Source organism: Acidomonas methanolica (assembly GCF_004346035.1).
GTDB classification, from domain to species: Bacteria; Pseudomonadota; Alphaproteobacteria; order Acetobacterales; family Acetobacteraceae; genus Acidomonas; species Acidomonas methanolica.
Window position 1 is genome coordinate 19,550 of the sequence record NZ_SLZN01000006.1, and the last position, 15,409, is coordinate 34,958.

The 15,409-nt window shown below is 64.0% G+C and carries 16 protein-coding genes; 3 read left to right on the top strand and 13 right to left on the bottom strand.

The window, feature by feature from the left end:
• Positions 1 to 44 precede the first annotated feature (44 nt).
• Positions 45 to 1,847, bottom strand: coding sequence for a MobH family relaxase (mobH, locus tag EDC31_RS06470; protein WP_042058977.1), 1,803 nt, complete (start codon positions 1,845 to 1,847; stop codon positions 45 to 47).
• A gap of 315 nt (positions 1,848 to 2,162) precedes the next feature.
• Here mobH and EDC31_RS06475 point away from each other — a divergent pair, with 315 nt between their 5' ends.
• From EDC31_RS06475 to EDC31_RS06485, 3 genes are all read left to right on the top strand, one after another.
• Entirely contained in the window at positions 2,163 to 2,396 is a 234-nt protein-coding gene (locus EDC31_RS06475) for a type II toxin-antitoxin system Phd/YefM family antitoxin (RefSeq protein ID WP_042058980.1), read from the top strand.
• Complete coding sequence (locus EDC31_RS06480; protein WP_042059095.1) at positions 2,393 to 2,779, top strand: type II toxin-antitoxin system VapC family toxin; 387 nt, start codon at positions 2,393 to 2,395, stop codon at positions 2,777 to 2,779. Before EDC31_RS06475 ends, EDC31_RS06480 begins: the two co-directional genes overlap by 4 nt.
• 119 nt (positions 2,780 to 2,898) lie before the next feature.
• A complete protein-coding gene (locus EDC31_RS06485) occupies positions 2,899 to 3,258 on the top strand; it encodes a DUF3742 family protein (protein WP_081797607.1) in 360 nt (119 codons plus the stop codon).
• A gap of 20 nt (positions 3,259 to 3,278) precedes the next feature.
• On the opposite strand, the gene EDC31_RS06490 is transcribed toward EDC31_RS06485, so the two are convergent.
• The 12 genes from EDC31_RS06490 to EDC31_RS06545 all read right to left on the bottom strand — a co-directional run bounded on the left by EDC31_RS06490 (position 3,279) and on the right by EDC31_RS06545 (position 15,391).
• Complete coding sequence (locus EDC31_RS06490; RefSeq protein ID WP_042058985.1) at positions 3,279 to 4,808, bottom strand: conjugal transfer protein TraG N-terminal domain-containing protein; 1,530 nt, start codon at positions 4,806 to 4,808, stop codon at positions 3,279 to 3,281.
• Positions 4,805 to 5,176: a hypothetical protein gene (locus tag EDC31_RS06495; RefSeq protein WP_042058986.1), complete on the bottom strand. Its 372-nt coding sequence runs from the start codon at positions 5,174 to 5,176 to the stop codon at positions 4,805 to 4,807. Before EDC31_RS06495 ends, EDC31_RS06490 begins: the two co-directional genes overlap by 4 nt.
• A complete protein-coding gene (locus EDC31_RS06500; protein ID WP_042058988.1) occupies positions 5,173 to 6,585 on the bottom strand; it encodes an integrating conjugative element protein in 1,413 nt (470 codons plus the stop codon). The genes EDC31_RS06495 and EDC31_RS06500 overlap by 4 nt, the downstream gene beginning before the upstream one ends.
• A gap of 12 nt (positions 6,586 to 6,597) precedes the next feature.
• Entirely contained in the window at positions 6,598 to 7,560 is a 963-nt protein-coding gene (locus EDC31_RS06505; protein WP_042058990.1) for a TIGR03756 family integrating conjugative element protein, read from the bottom strand.
• Positions 7,557 to 7,997: a TIGR03757 family integrating conjugative element protein gene (locus EDC31_RS06510; protein WP_052511932.1), complete on the bottom strand. Its 441-nt coding sequence runs from the start codon at positions 7,995 to 7,997 to the stop codon at positions 7,557 to 7,559. The genes EDC31_RS06505 and EDC31_RS06510 overlap by 4 nt, the downstream gene beginning before the upstream one ends.
• Positions 7,998 to 8,134: 137 nt before the next feature.
• Positions 8,135 to 8,707, bottom strand: a complete 573-nt coding sequence (locus tag EDC31_RS06515; protein ID WP_042058993.1) for a hypothetical protein — start codon at positions 8,705 to 8,707, stop codon at positions 8,135 to 8,137.
• Positions 8,708 to 9,174: 467 nt separating this feature from the next.
• Positions 9,175 to 9,582 (bottom strand): type II toxin-antitoxin system VapC family toxin, encoded by a 408-nt coding sequence (locus EDC31_RS06520; RefSeq protein WP_042058996.1) that lies wholly within the window; start codon positions 9,580 to 9,582, stop codon positions 9,175 to 9,177.
• Entirely contained in the window at positions 9,583 to 9,816 is a 234-nt protein-coding gene (locus EDC31_RS06525; protein ID WP_042058997.1) for an AbrB/MazE/SpoVT family DNA-binding domain-containing protein, read from the bottom strand.
• Positions 9,817 to 9,937: 121 nt separating this feature from the next.
• Complete coding sequence (locus EDC31_RS06530) at positions 9,938 to 10,660, bottom strand: DsbA family protein (protein WP_052511934.1); 723 nt, start codon at positions 10,658 to 10,660, stop codon at positions 9,938 to 9,940.
• A 9-nt stretch (positions 10,661 to 10,669) separates the two neighbouring features.
• A complete protein-coding gene (locus tag EDC31_RS06535; protein ID WP_042058999.1) occupies positions 10,670 to 13,552 on the bottom strand; it encodes a conjugative transfer ATPase in 2,883 nt (960 codons plus the stop codon).
• Positions 13,552 to 13,992 carry a TIGR03751 family conjugal transfer lipoprotein gene (locus EDC31_RS06540; RefSeq protein ID WP_042059001.1) on the bottom strand — a complete coding sequence of 147 codons (441 nt, stop codon included), beginning with the start codon at positions 13,990 to 13,992 and terminating at the stop codon, positions 13,552 to 13,554. The genes EDC31_RS06535 and EDC31_RS06540 overlap by 1 nt, the downstream gene beginning before the upstream one ends.
• The gene (locus tag EDC31_RS06545; RefSeq protein ID WP_456303998.1) at positions 13,973 to 15,391 is read right to left on the bottom strand and encodes a TIGR03752 family integrating conjugative element protein; all 1,419 of its coding nucleotides are present in this window, start codon (positions 15,389 to 15,391) and stop codon (positions 13,973 to 13,975) included. The genes EDC31_RS06540 and EDC31_RS06545 overlap by 20 nt, the downstream gene beginning before the upstream one ends.
• Between the last annotated feature and the right edge of the window lie 18 nt (positions 15,392 to 15,409).

Below are 15,409 nucleotides of genomic sequence, written 5' to 3' on the forward strand. Positions count from 1 at the left end.
GGTTGGAAATCCCCGGATATCCGCGAACGCAAGGGATGTCGCAGTCAGTTCGGTTCTTCCTGTGCGAGGTCTGCCGACTTCGCGGGAGGGCTGCTTTCATCAATGAGAGTCAGATAGGGGTTGTCCGCGAACGGCCGGGCGATGACAAGGTCCGGATCGTTCAGCAGATAGCCATGGATGCGTCTGGTCTTCCGCGGCCCCTGAACCTCGCAGGTCCAGATATTCAGCCCGCTCGGCTGCTTGCGATGGGCGTGAATCCTCTCAAAGGATTTCTGCACCCACTGCCAGTCGGGCATGCGTTCCAGCTTCGCGAGCGCCGCGACGCCCGGGTGTTCCTGCACATAGCGTTGAAACACACCGGGGCTGACGAGATAGACCGTGCCGGCAACGGTGTGGACGAGCGCCTTCGCGTCGTTGATGATGAGACGGCGCGCCCGAATGCTGTGTCCCAGCCAGTGAAGAAAATGCTCGCCCGAGGGCGTGTCGTCCTCAACGAGGGCCTGTGTCTGGTCGGAAGAGATCGGATCAGGAGCGGTCGGCTCTTCCACCGCCGTTGAAGTGTCCTGATCAGCTTCCGGCTCGGGGTCAGTGACACCGCCCATCATCGACAGCAGATCGGAGACGGCGTCAGCGACGGGAGAAGACGGTACGCTGGATGCCGGGGCGGCGGTCGCGGGCGAGGATGGCGCTTCGGTTGTTCCTTCATCCGCCTTTACGGTGCCTGCGAACGGTTCCGGACGTTCATCTCCCGACCAGATCACGGCCGGGGAGAGTTTCAGGAAAGTGAAAGCGTGGGACCATCCCGCGTCGCTGGTGACGGTGGCCTTCCAGATCGCCTTGCCGTCCGCTGCCGGTTGCGCGATGCCGTGATCCTGGAGCACGTTGAAAACGGCGGTATTGTTGGCCGGAATGCCGTCGATCCCCTGTGTCAGCAAATAGGCCCGGAGCTTGTCGGAGACGGTCTTGCTCACCAGCCATAGAGCGTCCTGTGTCAGCCAGCCGTCGGAAGCCTGCGGCTGGTTGAGCTTCAGTTCGTCGCGCACCAGATAGCGCAGCCCGTCGAGCAGCTTGCGTTGCAGCGCGTGCTTCGGTGCCGTCGTTGCCTTGGCAGGATCGCCGCCGAGCGCCTGGGCGACGGACGCCTGATCAGCTTTTGTGACCAGTTCGCCGATCATGCCGGCACGTTCGTCCTGGCCCGCCAGGACGAACAGCAGCGCGGCCCAGAGTTCGGGGTAGCCACTGAGCCAGTCCAGGAGAGCAGGGTCGAGCACGCGCGTATAGAGCAGCCCGGTGGCCGCGCCGTGGAGGTGATAGTCGCGGTCCTTGCGATAGCGGAAACGGTAGGGCGACTGGATCGGGCCGTGCCATGGATGCCAGATCCGGCCGCCGGTATCCTCCACATGCAGATCGACGGCGATCTTGCCAAGATCATGCAGCAGCGCCGCATAGGCGATCCCGGCGGTCCAGGCTTCGGACTGCGCAGCCTGTGCTTCCGGTGTCGCACCGGCGGGCAGAAGATGGGACTGCCGCAGCTTCAAGGCATAGGCGATGATTTCCAGCCCGTGATCCAGCATCCCCCCGGCATAGGCATGATGGTGGCTTTCAGATGCGGGGAATTGCTGGACCAGTTCGGCATAGCGTTCGATGGGCGCGCGATAAAGCGTTCCGAACTGCTCCCGCGAGAGCGAGGTGCGTTGCCAGATATGTTCCAGCAGGATTTGCCGACGCGGGGTGCCCAGCAGTTTCGATGCGGGAAGCGGCATGAGCAGCCCTTTTCCCTTTTCAGGCCGGGGGGCGGGTGATGGCGGATCGGCGGGGGCGCTTTTGCGCCGGAACGGCAGGAGCATGGCAAATCCCGGAGTGCGACGGGAAGGAGAGCCTTTTCGGCCCTTTCAGGTAGGGCCTTTCCCCTTGGCGCCCTTCCCTTGACCCCTTCCCGACCTTTTGGCCTTTTCCCCTTTTTCGTAGGGCAGTTGCGACAATGCCCCGGCAACCAATGCGGAATGCGGGGGCATCGGGTTGGAAGGAGGCAGAGACCTGACGGCTGCATCTGTGCCTGGTTCAATGTCTTCACGTTCAGCCTGTCCCGTGCTTCCGCTTGCTCACAGAAGTCTTGCCCAAGCGCAGGAGATTAGCTATATGATTAGCTAAGGAGGTGTTCCATGGCCCAGTTTTCGGTTCACGACGCCAAAACCAACTTATCCCGCCTGATTGCCGACGCGCTTGCGGGCGGTGATGTGGTGATTGCGCGCGGTTCAGTCCCCGTGGTGCGCCTCGTGCCGGTGGAGCCACGGGGGCGGCGTGTATTCGGGACGCTCAAAGGCAAGATCACGTTGGACAAGGCTTTTGATGAGCCGTTGCCCGCCGATGAACTGGAGGGGTGGACCCTTTCTTGAGGCTATTGCTTGATACACACGCGCTGATCTGGTGGCTGGCGGGCGACGAGCAGTTGAGTCGGCGTGCTCGGGAGGTCATCGCGGACGAGGCCAATGTCGTTTCCGTGAGTGCTGCGTCGGCCATGGAAGTCGCAACCAAGTTCCGCATCGGCAAACTGCCGGGGGCAGCGCTGCTGGCCCAGGATTTTGAGGCTATTGTGGCCGGGCAAGGATTCCTGGAACTGCCGATCAGCGTGACACATGCTCGCATCGCGGGCGAGATGAATATCGCTCACAAAGACCCGTTTGACCGTTTCCTGATTGCCCAGGCGCAGGCTGAGGACATGACGTTGATTTCCAACGAAGCCTTGTTTGACAGCTTTGCTGTCAAACGTCTCTGGTAACGGCACGGGCGTTTCCTGCGACGGGGTGAGCCAGCAGGCAAGTCGGTTGGAAGGCATGCAAGAGAACGCAGATGATTTTGAACAGGAACAGACAGAGCAATTGATGAGGTAGGACGACGATGAGACGCTCCGGTCAGACCAGTTTCGCAGAACGTGCCGGTGGCTTTCTCGGGCGGCTGTGGCGTACCTATAGGTGCTCCGAGCGCCGGAGTGCGAACTGGCTGGTTGCCCGGGGTTTACCCGATCCGGCGGTTGTCGTGGTGCTATGGGGCATCAGGCTTGGTGTGGCTGTCGTGCTGTTTCATACGATGTCTTGGCTGGCCTTACTGGTAACAATTGGGGTGATCGTAATGTGGTTTGGTCACGAAGGTGCTCTGGCTGAAGACGGTCAATCTCCTGAATGGAAAGATGGTCACGATGGGTTTGGACTTTATGATAAGAGCGAGTGGCGAATAGACATCGATAATTCCGACGATTAGAGACGCTATCTGAAGTTTATTCATTTTAATGCACTTTTTGTTGCATTCAAAGCAACTCGTGCTCCGCTAGAACCGGCGTTCTTGGCATCGGTTGTCGCTGTCGTCAGGCCGCCGAGAATGTTCCCCGCGCGCACGCCGACCCATCCAAGCGCCCCGACCCAGAATGTCGGCAGCACGATGAACATCGTCGCCATGACGAAATTCAGCAGCATATCCCCGAAGGCATTGTTAAGGCCGATCAGGGGATCGAAATTGACGTGGGTCGTACCGGTGGAGAGCCCCGTTCCGTAAAGCGCGTCCAGGATGGTGCTATCGACCCAGCGCGCGAGCTGGAACCAGAACTCGACGAAGAACAGCGCGAACTCCACGCAGCTCACGGCCATCACCGCCTTCAGCTCGTAGGTGCCGACCACCAGCACCAGCGGAATGCAGATCACCAGCGCCATCTTGAGCATCGAGAGGACCATGGGCAGGGCCTGCCGCACGGCGTCCATGGCCGGGAAGAACCCCATCGCTCCAACGGTCAGCCCGACATCGCCCACGCCGCGCGAGACGATGTTCGGCAGGGTCATGCCGACCTGTCCGCCATAGTCGCTATAGACCTGCCCCTGGTTCATGATCTGCTGGCGGGGTGAGACCACGGCCCGGATCACCGAATTGTTGACGTCGTCCTGTGACAGGAAGCCGGCCCATTTGCCGATGCGCGACAGCAGATCCGGGCTGACCTGGGCCAGAAGACGGCCGCGCAGCCCATGGCTTCCGTCCGACCACCATTGCTTGCAGGTCGGATAGCCGCCACCACTGCTCACCTGTGCCAGCCCCGCGTCACGGGTGGAATCGTACGGCCAGCCTGTTCGGGGTGTTTCGGAATGATAGGTGTCGTAAAAGCCACTGGTGCCGCTGAAATAGCTCGAGCCGATCCAGGTGACGTCGTTCATCTGACTGTCGGAAAGCGTCGGACGGTTCATGAACAGCTTCGCCCGGGCCGGCCCGTAGCAGTCGTGCGTGAAGTCCGCGACCTCCTGTGCCAGCACCGGATCGTTGATGCGGGTGGCGTTCACATCCATGCGGATCTGTTGCAGATCCGTCCCGCAGGGGATCGCCGCGACGGCCGCGCCGGTGATCGCCTTGGAAATCGCGTGCATGAAGAACCACCAGACCGGCACCAGGGCGCTCTGGTTGTTGAGCGCGGTATAGGAGGTGCCCCACCCGGTATTGGCCGGCTGCGGGGCGCTGACCTGGCATTGCTGTGAACGGGTCGTGTCGAACTGGATCGTGGAGAGGCTGACCGGGATGAAGGGGATACCGGCGAACAGGATGACGACGATCGCGACGAACACCCGGTTCTCGATGCGCATGGAGGACAGCACGCCCTTGTTGCCTTCATCCGCACCTTCCGCCCGCGCGCGAAGCCATTCCTGGATGATGATGCTGAGAAACGGCAGCGCAAACACGCCGCTGATGACGAGCGTGTTCCAGATGCCGTTGCTGACGAGCCAGCCGACCAGCGTCAGGTAATATTCCAGGTAATCCGTCATATAGAGCGTCATGGCTGCCGGATTCCCTGCTCGTGTTGCAGCCAGTTGCTTCCTTCCAGGAGGATGATGGCCACGACGGCCGCGATCTCGATGCGCAGGAAGCGTTGCCGCGTGTCCAGCGACGGCTCGCGCGCCAGCACGCGCTGACGCATCCACCACCAGCCACGGGCGGTCGCGGCATAGAGGCAGAGCCGCCAGGCCAGGAAGAAACCCGCATGGGCGTGCAGCCAATGGTCCCAGCCATTGATGTCGCCCACCAGGCGGAGGCCGGCGATATTGGCGGCTAGTGCTGCGGTGACGATCAGCCCGCCCCAGGCGAGCGACATGCCGACGCGCCGGTTGATGAGCCAGCCGAAGCGCCCCCCGGCACGCCGCGTCATGGATTGCCGCTCCGCGCCTTCTGGACCTGATCGAGGCGATCCGGCACGGCGTCGCCCTGGAAGATACCGCGCGAACCGTCGGCCCGCACCGTATGCCGCCCGATGAGGGTCATCGCTGAATCGCCAGCCAGCTCCCGCCGCAATTCCAGTTCCGTCCGGAGATTGGCGATTTCCTGTTCCAGCGTGGTGTTTTCCTGCTCGATCGCCTTTCCGGCCAGGTCGTTGGCAGCGACGTTCGGCTCCTTCGCGCCGGTCAGCATCGTGCGCTGAAGCAGCAGCGCCTTCTCCAGCACGCTGGAGAGCGCGACCTCCGAGGCCAGGCGCTGGCCCAGGATGTTCTGGTCCTGCTCGTCGCGCAGCGCCTCGACCACGCCGCGGGTGATCGGCAGCGCATCGCTGCCAGCCGCCTCCAGGTTGGCGGTGGTCGTCGGCTTCGCACCGGTTACCAGGTCCTGGAGCGCCTTGAGCTTGGTGTCGTATTCTTCCTGGATCACCGGGGGCAGCCCGACGCCCGGCGTGGTCTGCGTCTTGGTGCAGGTCTCGCAGGTCTGTTGCTCGCGTTCGCCCAGTACCCGCGTCGCCCAGTCCGAGGCCGCCTGCGGCGATGACCAAGTCTGGCAGGTCAGGCGGTTGCCACAGGTGGTACTGTCGATCGACGAGGTATCGGTGACGCCGCGGCCATTGAGGAGGTTGTAGCCGGCGCGGGTGACATCGCTCACGACCCTGATCGCGGACTGGCCGCTGCCGCCGGCGTTGCCGCCGCCGACCCAGGGTACGCCATCGTTGCCGTGGCTGGACTCCGCCTGGCTGACGGCAGAGACGGCATCGCCGTTTCCACTGCCGAGGACGTTTTTCAGGGTCATGCCTTCGGCAAGCTGATCCCAACTGACCTGGCCGCCGGCGACATCCGCCAGGCGATTGGCGATATTGCGGCAGGTCAGCTTCGACCGGTCGAAATCGAGCCGCGCTTGCAGGATGCCGTTGGTCAGTAGATTGTAGAGCCCGGGATCGGCCCGCTGGAGGATAAGGGCAGGCAACGAGGCCACCGCGCTGGTGGCGCTCTGGATGACCGACGACATGATGGTCTGGAAGCCGTTGGTGACGCCGTTGAGCTGGTTTTGCAGCGTCGTCGCGATATTCATGTTGCCGCAGATCAGGTTGCTGTTCCAGCCGAGCCCGACGCCAATGCTCTGCATATTGCTGGCGCCCCCCATGGAGACGGCCCGCCCCCCGCCGATGCTGTACAGCACGTCGTCGCCGATCACGCTGCCCTGGATCGCCGCGCCGTTGCTGTCCAGATGGACCTGCTGCGTTCGGGCGGCATTGCCTCCGGCGATGAGCCAGAGGGTTACGAGTACTAGTCCTGACAGTCGGGTACCGCTTCGGAAGAGGGAGGAAAGAATGCGCATGGGCGTCTCCGTTCAGTCGAAATCGGTGCTGCCGAGGAATATTTCCCCCATGCGTTTGCAGCAGGTGTAGGGTCGCCACAGCGCCCAGGCATAGGCGCCATCCTGGGCCTGGACATGGGTTCTGCTGTTGGGAAAGACCGCGCAGGTCGAGGAGAGCGTCGGCGTGAGTTCCTGCCATTTCCCGGTGGAGGCGTCGCCTTCCTTCAGGGCGCCTGCCGGCCAGTAGCCGTCATGGGCCGTCGCCAGGAGAGGCTGGTAGACATGCACCTGGTCCCGGCGCGTGACGATATCTCCGGCGCGCTGGGCGATCACCGCACCCGTCTTGTAGTCGTCGGTTTCATGCAGGAAGCCGCCGCGCGGATAGATGTTCCCCCAGAGGTCGAGCGCGGCACGGCTGCCGACCTCCCGCATTCCCGGAATCAGGGCTTCCGGGTAGACCGACTCAGGCAGATTGTAGCGCCAGGCCACGGTATCGAGCGTGCTGAGCAGGTAGGGCATCAGCGGCTGACCGGCGCCGGAACAGGCGAAGCCGAAGCTGCTCGCAAAACGGCTGAATATCACGCCGGCGGGATCGCCGATCACGTCGGCGTTCTTGAACTTGGCGATGTCGTTTTCATTGCTGTGGCTGGTGGTGCCGTCACCGCCCGCCTGGGCCGTCGGGTTCGGCAGGCTCAGGACCCGCATGTCGATCCAGGGATTGGCGCCGGTGTTCGCATAGGCCGAGACCACGGCATCCGGGACATAATGGCGGATCTTCACCGAGGTCCGCACCGAGCAGCCATACCACGAGCAATGGAGCCAGTAGCAGATCCCGACGATGCGGTAGTCGAGACAGTCGGGGGAGAGGGCCGACGTCATGAGGGTGGCGCTGTTCACGGTGGCGGCGGATGCGGAGCCGCACAGCAGCATGGCCAAAGCGGCCGCCCGCAGACGATGGGTCAGCGGGATGCGATGGCGGTCGGTGACCCGGCTCATGGCCGCGCGTCCCGATAGCGCGCGATATGCGCGATGGCGCGTCCGACGTCGGGGTCGCCGTACACGACATAGCGGTGGTCGACCACGACGGCGGGAAGCTTCGTGATGCTCAGTGCGAAGGCGGTGGCGACTCCCCGGTAGGCGCTTGCCAGTTCCTGCTGCAAAGCTGGACTGTCGTCGTGCAGACGCAGCCGGATCAGCGCGGCAGCCTGTTCGGGGTCGCTCGGTAGGTTTCGGGCGAGGTTCGCTTCGATCCGTGTTGGTGCGTCGAGTTCCAGCACCGGGACGCTGGCGACCGTCTGGACCGGGTGACGGCTGTCGGTCACGACGAGCGCGTCGGCGCGGGCAGCGGCGTTGCAGAGTGCAAAGCCTGTGACAGCGACGATCGCGATGGCTGACGGCCGGAGACGATGGGGAAAGTGAGAAGGAGTCCGCATGGCAGGCTTCCGTGCGTCGATAGGGCGGTCAGTCGATCGCTTCTGGCGCACGGTTGCGACCAGGAAGCGGAATTGCGTGAATGCCGGATTGTTGGAGGTTCAGAAAAACGCGCGGAAGCCGAGGCTCCCGCGCGCGTTCAGAGGAGAGAGGTCAGTGCGTTGCGCGCATGGGCGCGCCAGTATGGATCGACCAGGCGCCCGCGGAGACTATCCGCGCGAAGCCAGAGGCTCCTGGCGGTTTCGTAGTTGTCCCAGCCGTATTCGACGCTGCCTTCGGCCTGCACGGTGCAGGCTTCGGTGGCGACGGCGGCCGCTTCTTCGTCCGACCCGACAGGGACGCACCATGCGATGGCGCTCCCCGCCGCGGAACCGGCGAGAACGAGGCGGTCGCGCCGGTCATGGACGTGGATCAGTTGAGGGCGGAAATCCAGCTCATCACTGGAGCGGTCGAGAACGAAGTCGTGGTTTTCCACGCATTGCCGGGCAAGAGCCACGGCGTCCTGGATCAGGCCGGATTCCCCGAGCGTCAGGGTGGCGGATGTCCACCAGGTTCCATGGACCGGCTCGTCCTCGGGAAGTTCAAGCAGGCCCTGGCATTCGATTATGAACTGGGAGGCGAAGATATCCCTGCGAACGAAAGCTCTTTCGTAGGGTGAGTCGACGAAGGGAATTCCATCGAACAGATGGATTTTGAGGGGTGACGTTTGCATGGTGGGCTCCTTGGCATGGACAGGGCGCAGGGCCACCAGCAGACCCGTCGGGTCAGGGCGACCCGCGCGGGAGGAAGAGGGAGAGAGTGTGTCGGACGGCGCTGTTGTGAGTGGCGCGATCCGGAACACGGATTGTCCAGGAGATGTGTCTCCTGGTGGACGATCGCACGAGAGGAACAACAAGGCGTCCATCACCTGTGCGGGTGAGTGCTCGCCGGCGGGACGCGATGCGAGCGGGTCGATCAACGCAATGACATCATCACGCCGTAGCCTTGAGGATCGGGACTACCTGGGCATGTCGCCGGAGAGAACGGCGGGGATCGTCAGAGACGATGAGCCGGTGTCATTCTATCGGCAGGCCACTGCACGCAAACCAGGAACGCGGGCTGGGGTGGCATCCTATTGCGAGACGCTCAGATTAGCCGGTTTCGTATACAGAGATCGAGCATCCGACCGGCGGTAGATTTTTATTCCGGCGCGATGACCTTCACCGTCGGGAAGTTGGTGCGGTAGCGGGCTGCATCTCGTGTCAGGAGTTCGTATTCGGTAATGGCGGCGTGGGCGCCGATGAAGAAGTCCGGCAGGGGAGAACGCTTCGTGCCGCCACGCCGCTTGTAGGTGAGGAAGGATTTTCCCGCGAGAAATGCTGCTTCGTAGGGGATGTCCTCACGATCGAACAGGCTTCGGGGAAGGGCTGCTTCGAGATCCTCGATATAGGAATAGCGGATCGAGACTTCGGCATAGATGATGGGGTTGATGACGAGACGGGAGCGCTCGGCTGCGCATGAGACAGCGTTCGCCGACCACTCGAACCAGTGCTCATCTTCTGTCATGATGTCGAGGAGGATGTTGGCATCCACAAGAACGGACGTCATTCAGTCATGCCGCGTCAGGGCCATGATGGCGTCGGTGCTCATGGCCACGTCACCCCGGCCACGAAGATGCGCAACGAGTTTCGCGCCCCGCCCGTTGTCTCGGCGCGGTGCCACGCGCACGAGGCGCACGACTTCGCCGTCGAACTCGAAATCAACCTCCGTATGTGGCAGCAGCCCCGCTTTTTCGCGAATGCTTGCCGGAATGGTCACTTGCCCTTTGGACGTAATACGCATGACAGGCTCCTTACTTCTTACTGGTAAGAGTAAGAATTTTGGTGATGTCGCGCAAGATCATTTTCGGGAATGGCGGGTAAGTGGCGCCTGGCACGCGTGTTTCAGCCTTCAATAATGATTTCTATCTGGATGGAGTGATGGCGGGGCTGCCAGACGGCGTGGGTACATGCGAGGATTGATGTCCCGCGAGAAGATCGAACCCCGAAAGCAGGGCGTCGCCATCGACGGGACCCGGAAGCAGAAGCGAGCGCCCGGTCTCTCTGTCCACCAGGCGCAATGTCGGTGTCGCGTCGATCCCGGCACGCGACGCTTCTGCCGCCTGCTCCCGGATGATCCTGTCCGGGCGTGGACTGTCGAGGCACTGGCGGAAGGGGGCGGCAGACCATGGAAACGGCACGTCGTCGGGAATCCCCCGGCCATCGCCCCTGGTGTGTCCGTAAATCCAGGTGACCGCGTTCCAGAACCCCGAAGCGCCTCCGACCGCGCCGGCGCATTCGGCCAGACGGGCCTCGCGGAGCGCCGCCGGCTGGTGCATCGGCAGCGGCAGGTGTCGCCATTGCCAGTCCACCTCCGGATGGACGTCGATCCAGCGCCTGAGCACCGGGAAATAGGCCCGGCAATAGGGGCATTCGAGGTCGGCATATTCAATGACGGTGAACCGCGCATCAGGCCGACCGTAGATCCACGGTGGCCCGGCCTTCGACGGTGATGGTGCGACGGAAGGGGCGGGTTGCGTCGCAGGGTGGTCCTGACCGGCAAGCCGACCAGCGGTCCCCAGGACCAGTGCGCACAGCGCGGCGGAGAGAAACCACCGTGTGGCCGCACGGCGTGACGGAGACCACATCGCTCCCTCCTAGTCCGAAAAATCCATGTCGAGGGGCGTGATACCGCGCGCCCGGTCGATCTTCTCGGCCACCCTGAACGCCGCCTCCAGCTCGCTGATCCCGTATTGCTGCATCAGCTGGTAGCGTTCGGCCTTCTCTTCCGGCTCGGTCATCGCCATGGCGAGATACAGGCTTGGCGGCACGGCGCGGAACAGAACCTCCATGGATTTGGACAGGATCACGCCTTCGCTGAACTTCCCGGATTCCTTGCGCGCCGAGAGCATCAGTGCCTTCTGCGCAGGCGTGAGTTCGCGGAAGCGCGCGATCTTCTCCACTTCGTCGGGCGGCATGTTCAGGCAGATCCACCACTCGATCATGTTGAGCATCGGCTCGGCGGCGCGCGGCAGGTCGTCGACGTTCTGCGTCGCCAGCCAGTACCACGCACCGAGCTTGCGCCACATCTTGGTGATCTTGACGACATAGGGCGCGAGTAGCGGGTTTTTGGTGATGATGTGCCCTTCGTCGGTGACGTTGACGATCGGCCGACCGAGAAACTGGTCGCGCTCGGCGATATTGTTCACGGTGCTGATCAGCGAGATATAGGCGATCGAGAGATGGGCGCTGTAGCCCTCCCGCGCGAAGGTTGCCAGATCGACCACGGTGATGTCGGCCTCGGGCCAGGGCGTGCCGGGCCGGTCGAACATCTCGCCATCGACGCCCTGACAGAACAGGGTCATGGCGTCGCCCATCTCCAGCAGGCGCGCGCGACGCATTTCCGGCAAGGTCGCGTCCCGGCCGCGCTCGCGCAGCGCGTCGCGCACGTCCCGCGTCAGGACCGGGCGGTCGTCCGCCGCGCAACGCTGGGCCGCATCCAGGATACACTGGCGGATCAGGCTGCGGTCGGCGCGGGTCATCCGCGCTTCCTCCTTGTCCTCGCCGCCGGTGATCATCAGCCGGGCGGTGATTTCCAGTTCGCCGAGCACGTCGCGCTGCTCGTCGCCATCGGGTGCCGCGCCCGCGTCGGGCTGATCGTCCAGCACGTCCGCATCCAGCGTCTGCACCTGCGCGGGTGTGGCGACCAGACGCCAGGCGTCCGCGAACGGTGCGAGACTGACGCCCGAGCCAGGGGAGAGCTTGACCCGATGCACGGAGAGGCCCAGCCGCGCGGCGAAGTCGCCGAACAGACCGAACGAGTTGCCCGCTTCGACGATGAACAGGCGGGGCCGATAGATCGCCACGACCTGATTGAGCAGGTTGTTGAGCGTGGCGCTCTTGCCCGAGCCGGTCGGCCCGAACAGGAAGAGATGGGCATTCATCTGCCGGTCGAGGCGGTTCAGCGGATCGAAGGTGATGGGGCCACCGCCCCGGTTGAACAGGGTGAAGCCAGGATGGCCGGTGCCCCGGCTGCGTCCCCAGACCGGGGCGAGATTGGCGACATGCTGGGCAAACATCAGTTGCGTGTACCATTGCCGCTTGTCGGCGGCGGGATCGAACGCGGCCGGCAGCCAGCGCAGATAGCTGTTGAGCGGTGCAACCTCGTCTTCCTCGCGCACCGGCTGCACGCCGGCGTTCAGCATCACGTTCGTCAGCTGAAGGCTGCGCGTGTCCAGCTCGTCCTGGTTGCGTCCGCGGAGATAGAACGCGACAGCGCCCCGATAGAGCTTGTGGGCGCTCCCGATCAGATGGCGGGCCTGCTGCACGTCCCGGCGGGTCTGCTCCGAAGCCAGGGTTTCCCCGACCGATTTGCGGCTCAGATGGTTGAGATGCGCCTCCAACACGTCCTGCGGCGTGGCGACCATGGTCAGGCACAACACGGTGTCTTCGGGCATCTGGTCCAGCAGCGCGTTCAGCGCGTCGCCCTTGCGCGTCTCGCCGGTCAGGTGGCCCGTCGCAGGAGGGGTACGCAGGCGATCCATGACGACGACCCGGTGCGGCAGGCCGTCGAAGAGCCAGGTTCCGGTCGCGAGATCCGATCGCGGCTGGCTGAAGAACAGACGCTGCGCGAAATCGGTGCCGCTGGCCAGTTCCAGCGCGCCTTCCTCCGGCGCGTCGGGGTAGCGGGTCAGCGCATAGAAGCGTTCGCGGTCCTCCTGCGTGTCGCCGAGATAGGCCGGGGCCGGGTTGAACCAGCGCAGTAGCCAGGCATGGATGGCGGCCGCGTCCAGGCGGTGTGTCCGCACCCCGGCATTGGCCAGCCCGCCCGCGAGGCGGTCGCAGATGGTGGTCAGCGCCTGCTCGGGCGTCTGGCCGCGGCGGGCGCTGGCGCTGGCCGGCGTGCGACGATAGACGACCATGCGCACACGCCTTTCCTGTCCGCGCCAGGGCAGGCGCGTGACGGTCCTGTCCTCGAACAATCCGCCCGGCTTGGCGATGGCGTGCAGGTGATGGGCAAAGAAGCGCAGATAGAACTCGGTGAAGGCGCTGCCTTGCGCGCGGGGCCGCACGTAATCACGCAGACCGTGCAGGTAGTCGTCGAAATCGGGCTCGTCCTGGGCGTAGAACTGCACCACCCAGGGATTTTCGTCGAATTCATCGAAAGAGTCCTGCAAGGCGTTCTCCACCGCGTCGCGGGCATGCCACAACCACGTCATCTCGCGGCCCTCGGTGCCGAGCGGGGTCAGCTCGAAGAAGGCGGCGACGGAACGTCCGTCTTCGAGCAACAGGTTTTTGGAGTCCGGCAGATATTCGACCCAGGGGAGCAGGTCCGTGAACGATGGCGCGACGTCGTAAAGCGCCTCGATATCAGCCTGCGTGGCGGGTTTGTGCCGGTTGTGGTGGTGACGTTGGCCCGGCAGCGGAATGCCATGCTCCGCAAGGGCTGCAAGGTATCGGTCCCATGCGCTCGGTGCGTCGGGTTCGCTGCCGTCCGACGGCGGGCGGACCAGGCGCGACCAGGGCAACGACCACGCCATCAGTAGTCCTCCACCCGCTCGCCGGGCATCGCGTATTGCACGCGCTGATACAGCGGAAAGACCGTCGTGTAGCCGGGGACCGGCACCGGGTCGGTCCCGGCCAGATGAGGGAACACGTACATCACCAGGTCGGGGTTGGGCAGGCGGTGGAACTGGCGGTAGATCTCGATGGCGGCGGAACGGGTGTAGGCGCTGGCGACGTTCGGCTCGCGGCTGATATCTGTGCTGGTCAGCGGGCGACGCAGGCTTTGCCGCGCATCGAGCAGGCGTCGCGATGCCTGGCTGCCGCCCGCACCACCGTCGGTCTCCTGGTTCCAGATGTCGAGCATCGTGCTGTCGCCATGGGGCAGCACGCTGTCCTTGCTGGCCGAGCATCCGCCAAGCACGACAAGCAGCGAGACGGCGAGCAGGCCGCGCCTGTCAATCGAGGTCCGACGCATGGGCTTCTCCGAGGCGATGATTGACCCGGCGTCCTTTCGGATCGTAGTCGAGGTTCAGGGGGCGATCGAGATGCACGGCGACTTTGGCGCCGGGTGGCACATAGATCGCGGCGAAGGCCTGCCCGTAGAGCTTGTCCACCCATTGCGACATCTCCTGCACGCCACCGGCGAGGATGCGGCCCATCGCCTGGTTGCCGGTGATGCCGACCGTGCCGATGGTCGAGCCGCTGCCGCCGTTGGTGAGGAACGAGTAATCGTTGTCACCTTTGGGGATCAGTGAGGCGGCGCCCGCTCCGGCCGCGGTGATGAGAAGCTGCGAGCCGAGATATTGCTTGGCATTGCTGCGCCGCTCGCCCGAGACGCACGGGATGCCGTAGGGATCGCTGATCCAGCCAAGGCCGCCCTGGATCGCGTTGGTGTTGCCGTTCTGTCCGGTATTCGTGTTGGCGTTGTTGCTTCCATTGCCAGTGTTCCCGTTCCCGTTGCCGTTGTCCTCCGGAATGGTGCGGATGGTGCCGTCCTGGAAGACGAAGGTGACGCTGCGGATCTGGCCGCGCACGCAGGAGAGCGTCCAGTCGCCGGATGCGGTACCGCTGACGACGGCGCCCGCGACGTCGGGCAGGTCGATGCCGTTGGCGGTCAGGTTGTCGGGGCCGATCAGGACCTTGAACGGATAGGGATCGTTCACCGTGCCGTCGATGGGCACACGCCCGATCAGCGCGGTCATGGCGATGGACCCCATGAGCGTGGCATTCACCGGGACCGTGTAGACGGGGATGCCGGGTTTTTTGCCGGGTGTTCCGGCGGTGGCAGCGTCATCGGCCGGTCCGGTCAGCGTGGTCTGCGCGGGGCCGAAGCTCGTGGGAAAGCCGGGTGTCCGCGGGCTGTTGCCTTTCTTGTCGTCAGGCCTGGCGTCGTCTGGCTCTACCCAGTGCGTTCCGGTAAAAGCTTTGCCGTCTCCATCTTCCAGGCCCAGTCCTACGGGGAGGTCGGTCTGGGCCGTCTTGCCGGTCAGTCCGTCCAGGCGCTTTTGCAGGTCCTGCAACAGGCCCTGCGTCTGCTTGCGGTCGCTGGTGACGCGGTCCTGTTCCTCGCGAAGATGGTTTCGCTCGCCGTCGATCGCGCCCTGAACACGTTGGTCGATGGTGCTCTCGCGCGCTCTCAGCCGGTCGTTCTCGGCTTTGGCGTTGGTGTTGTCGTTGAGCGCGGTCTGCAACTCGTTGCGCAATTCCTTGACCTGGGCGACCAGCGTCGCGACGGTGTCACGTGGGCTGTCGCCTTCGATCCCGAGGGTCTTCATCTCCTCCGGTGTGAGCCGGGAGGTATTCTGCGATCCCGGCGTTGGGCCGGAATGTCCCGAGAACAGCCGGATCGCCACGAACAGCACCGCCAGCACCATGGGGATCATTAACCATTT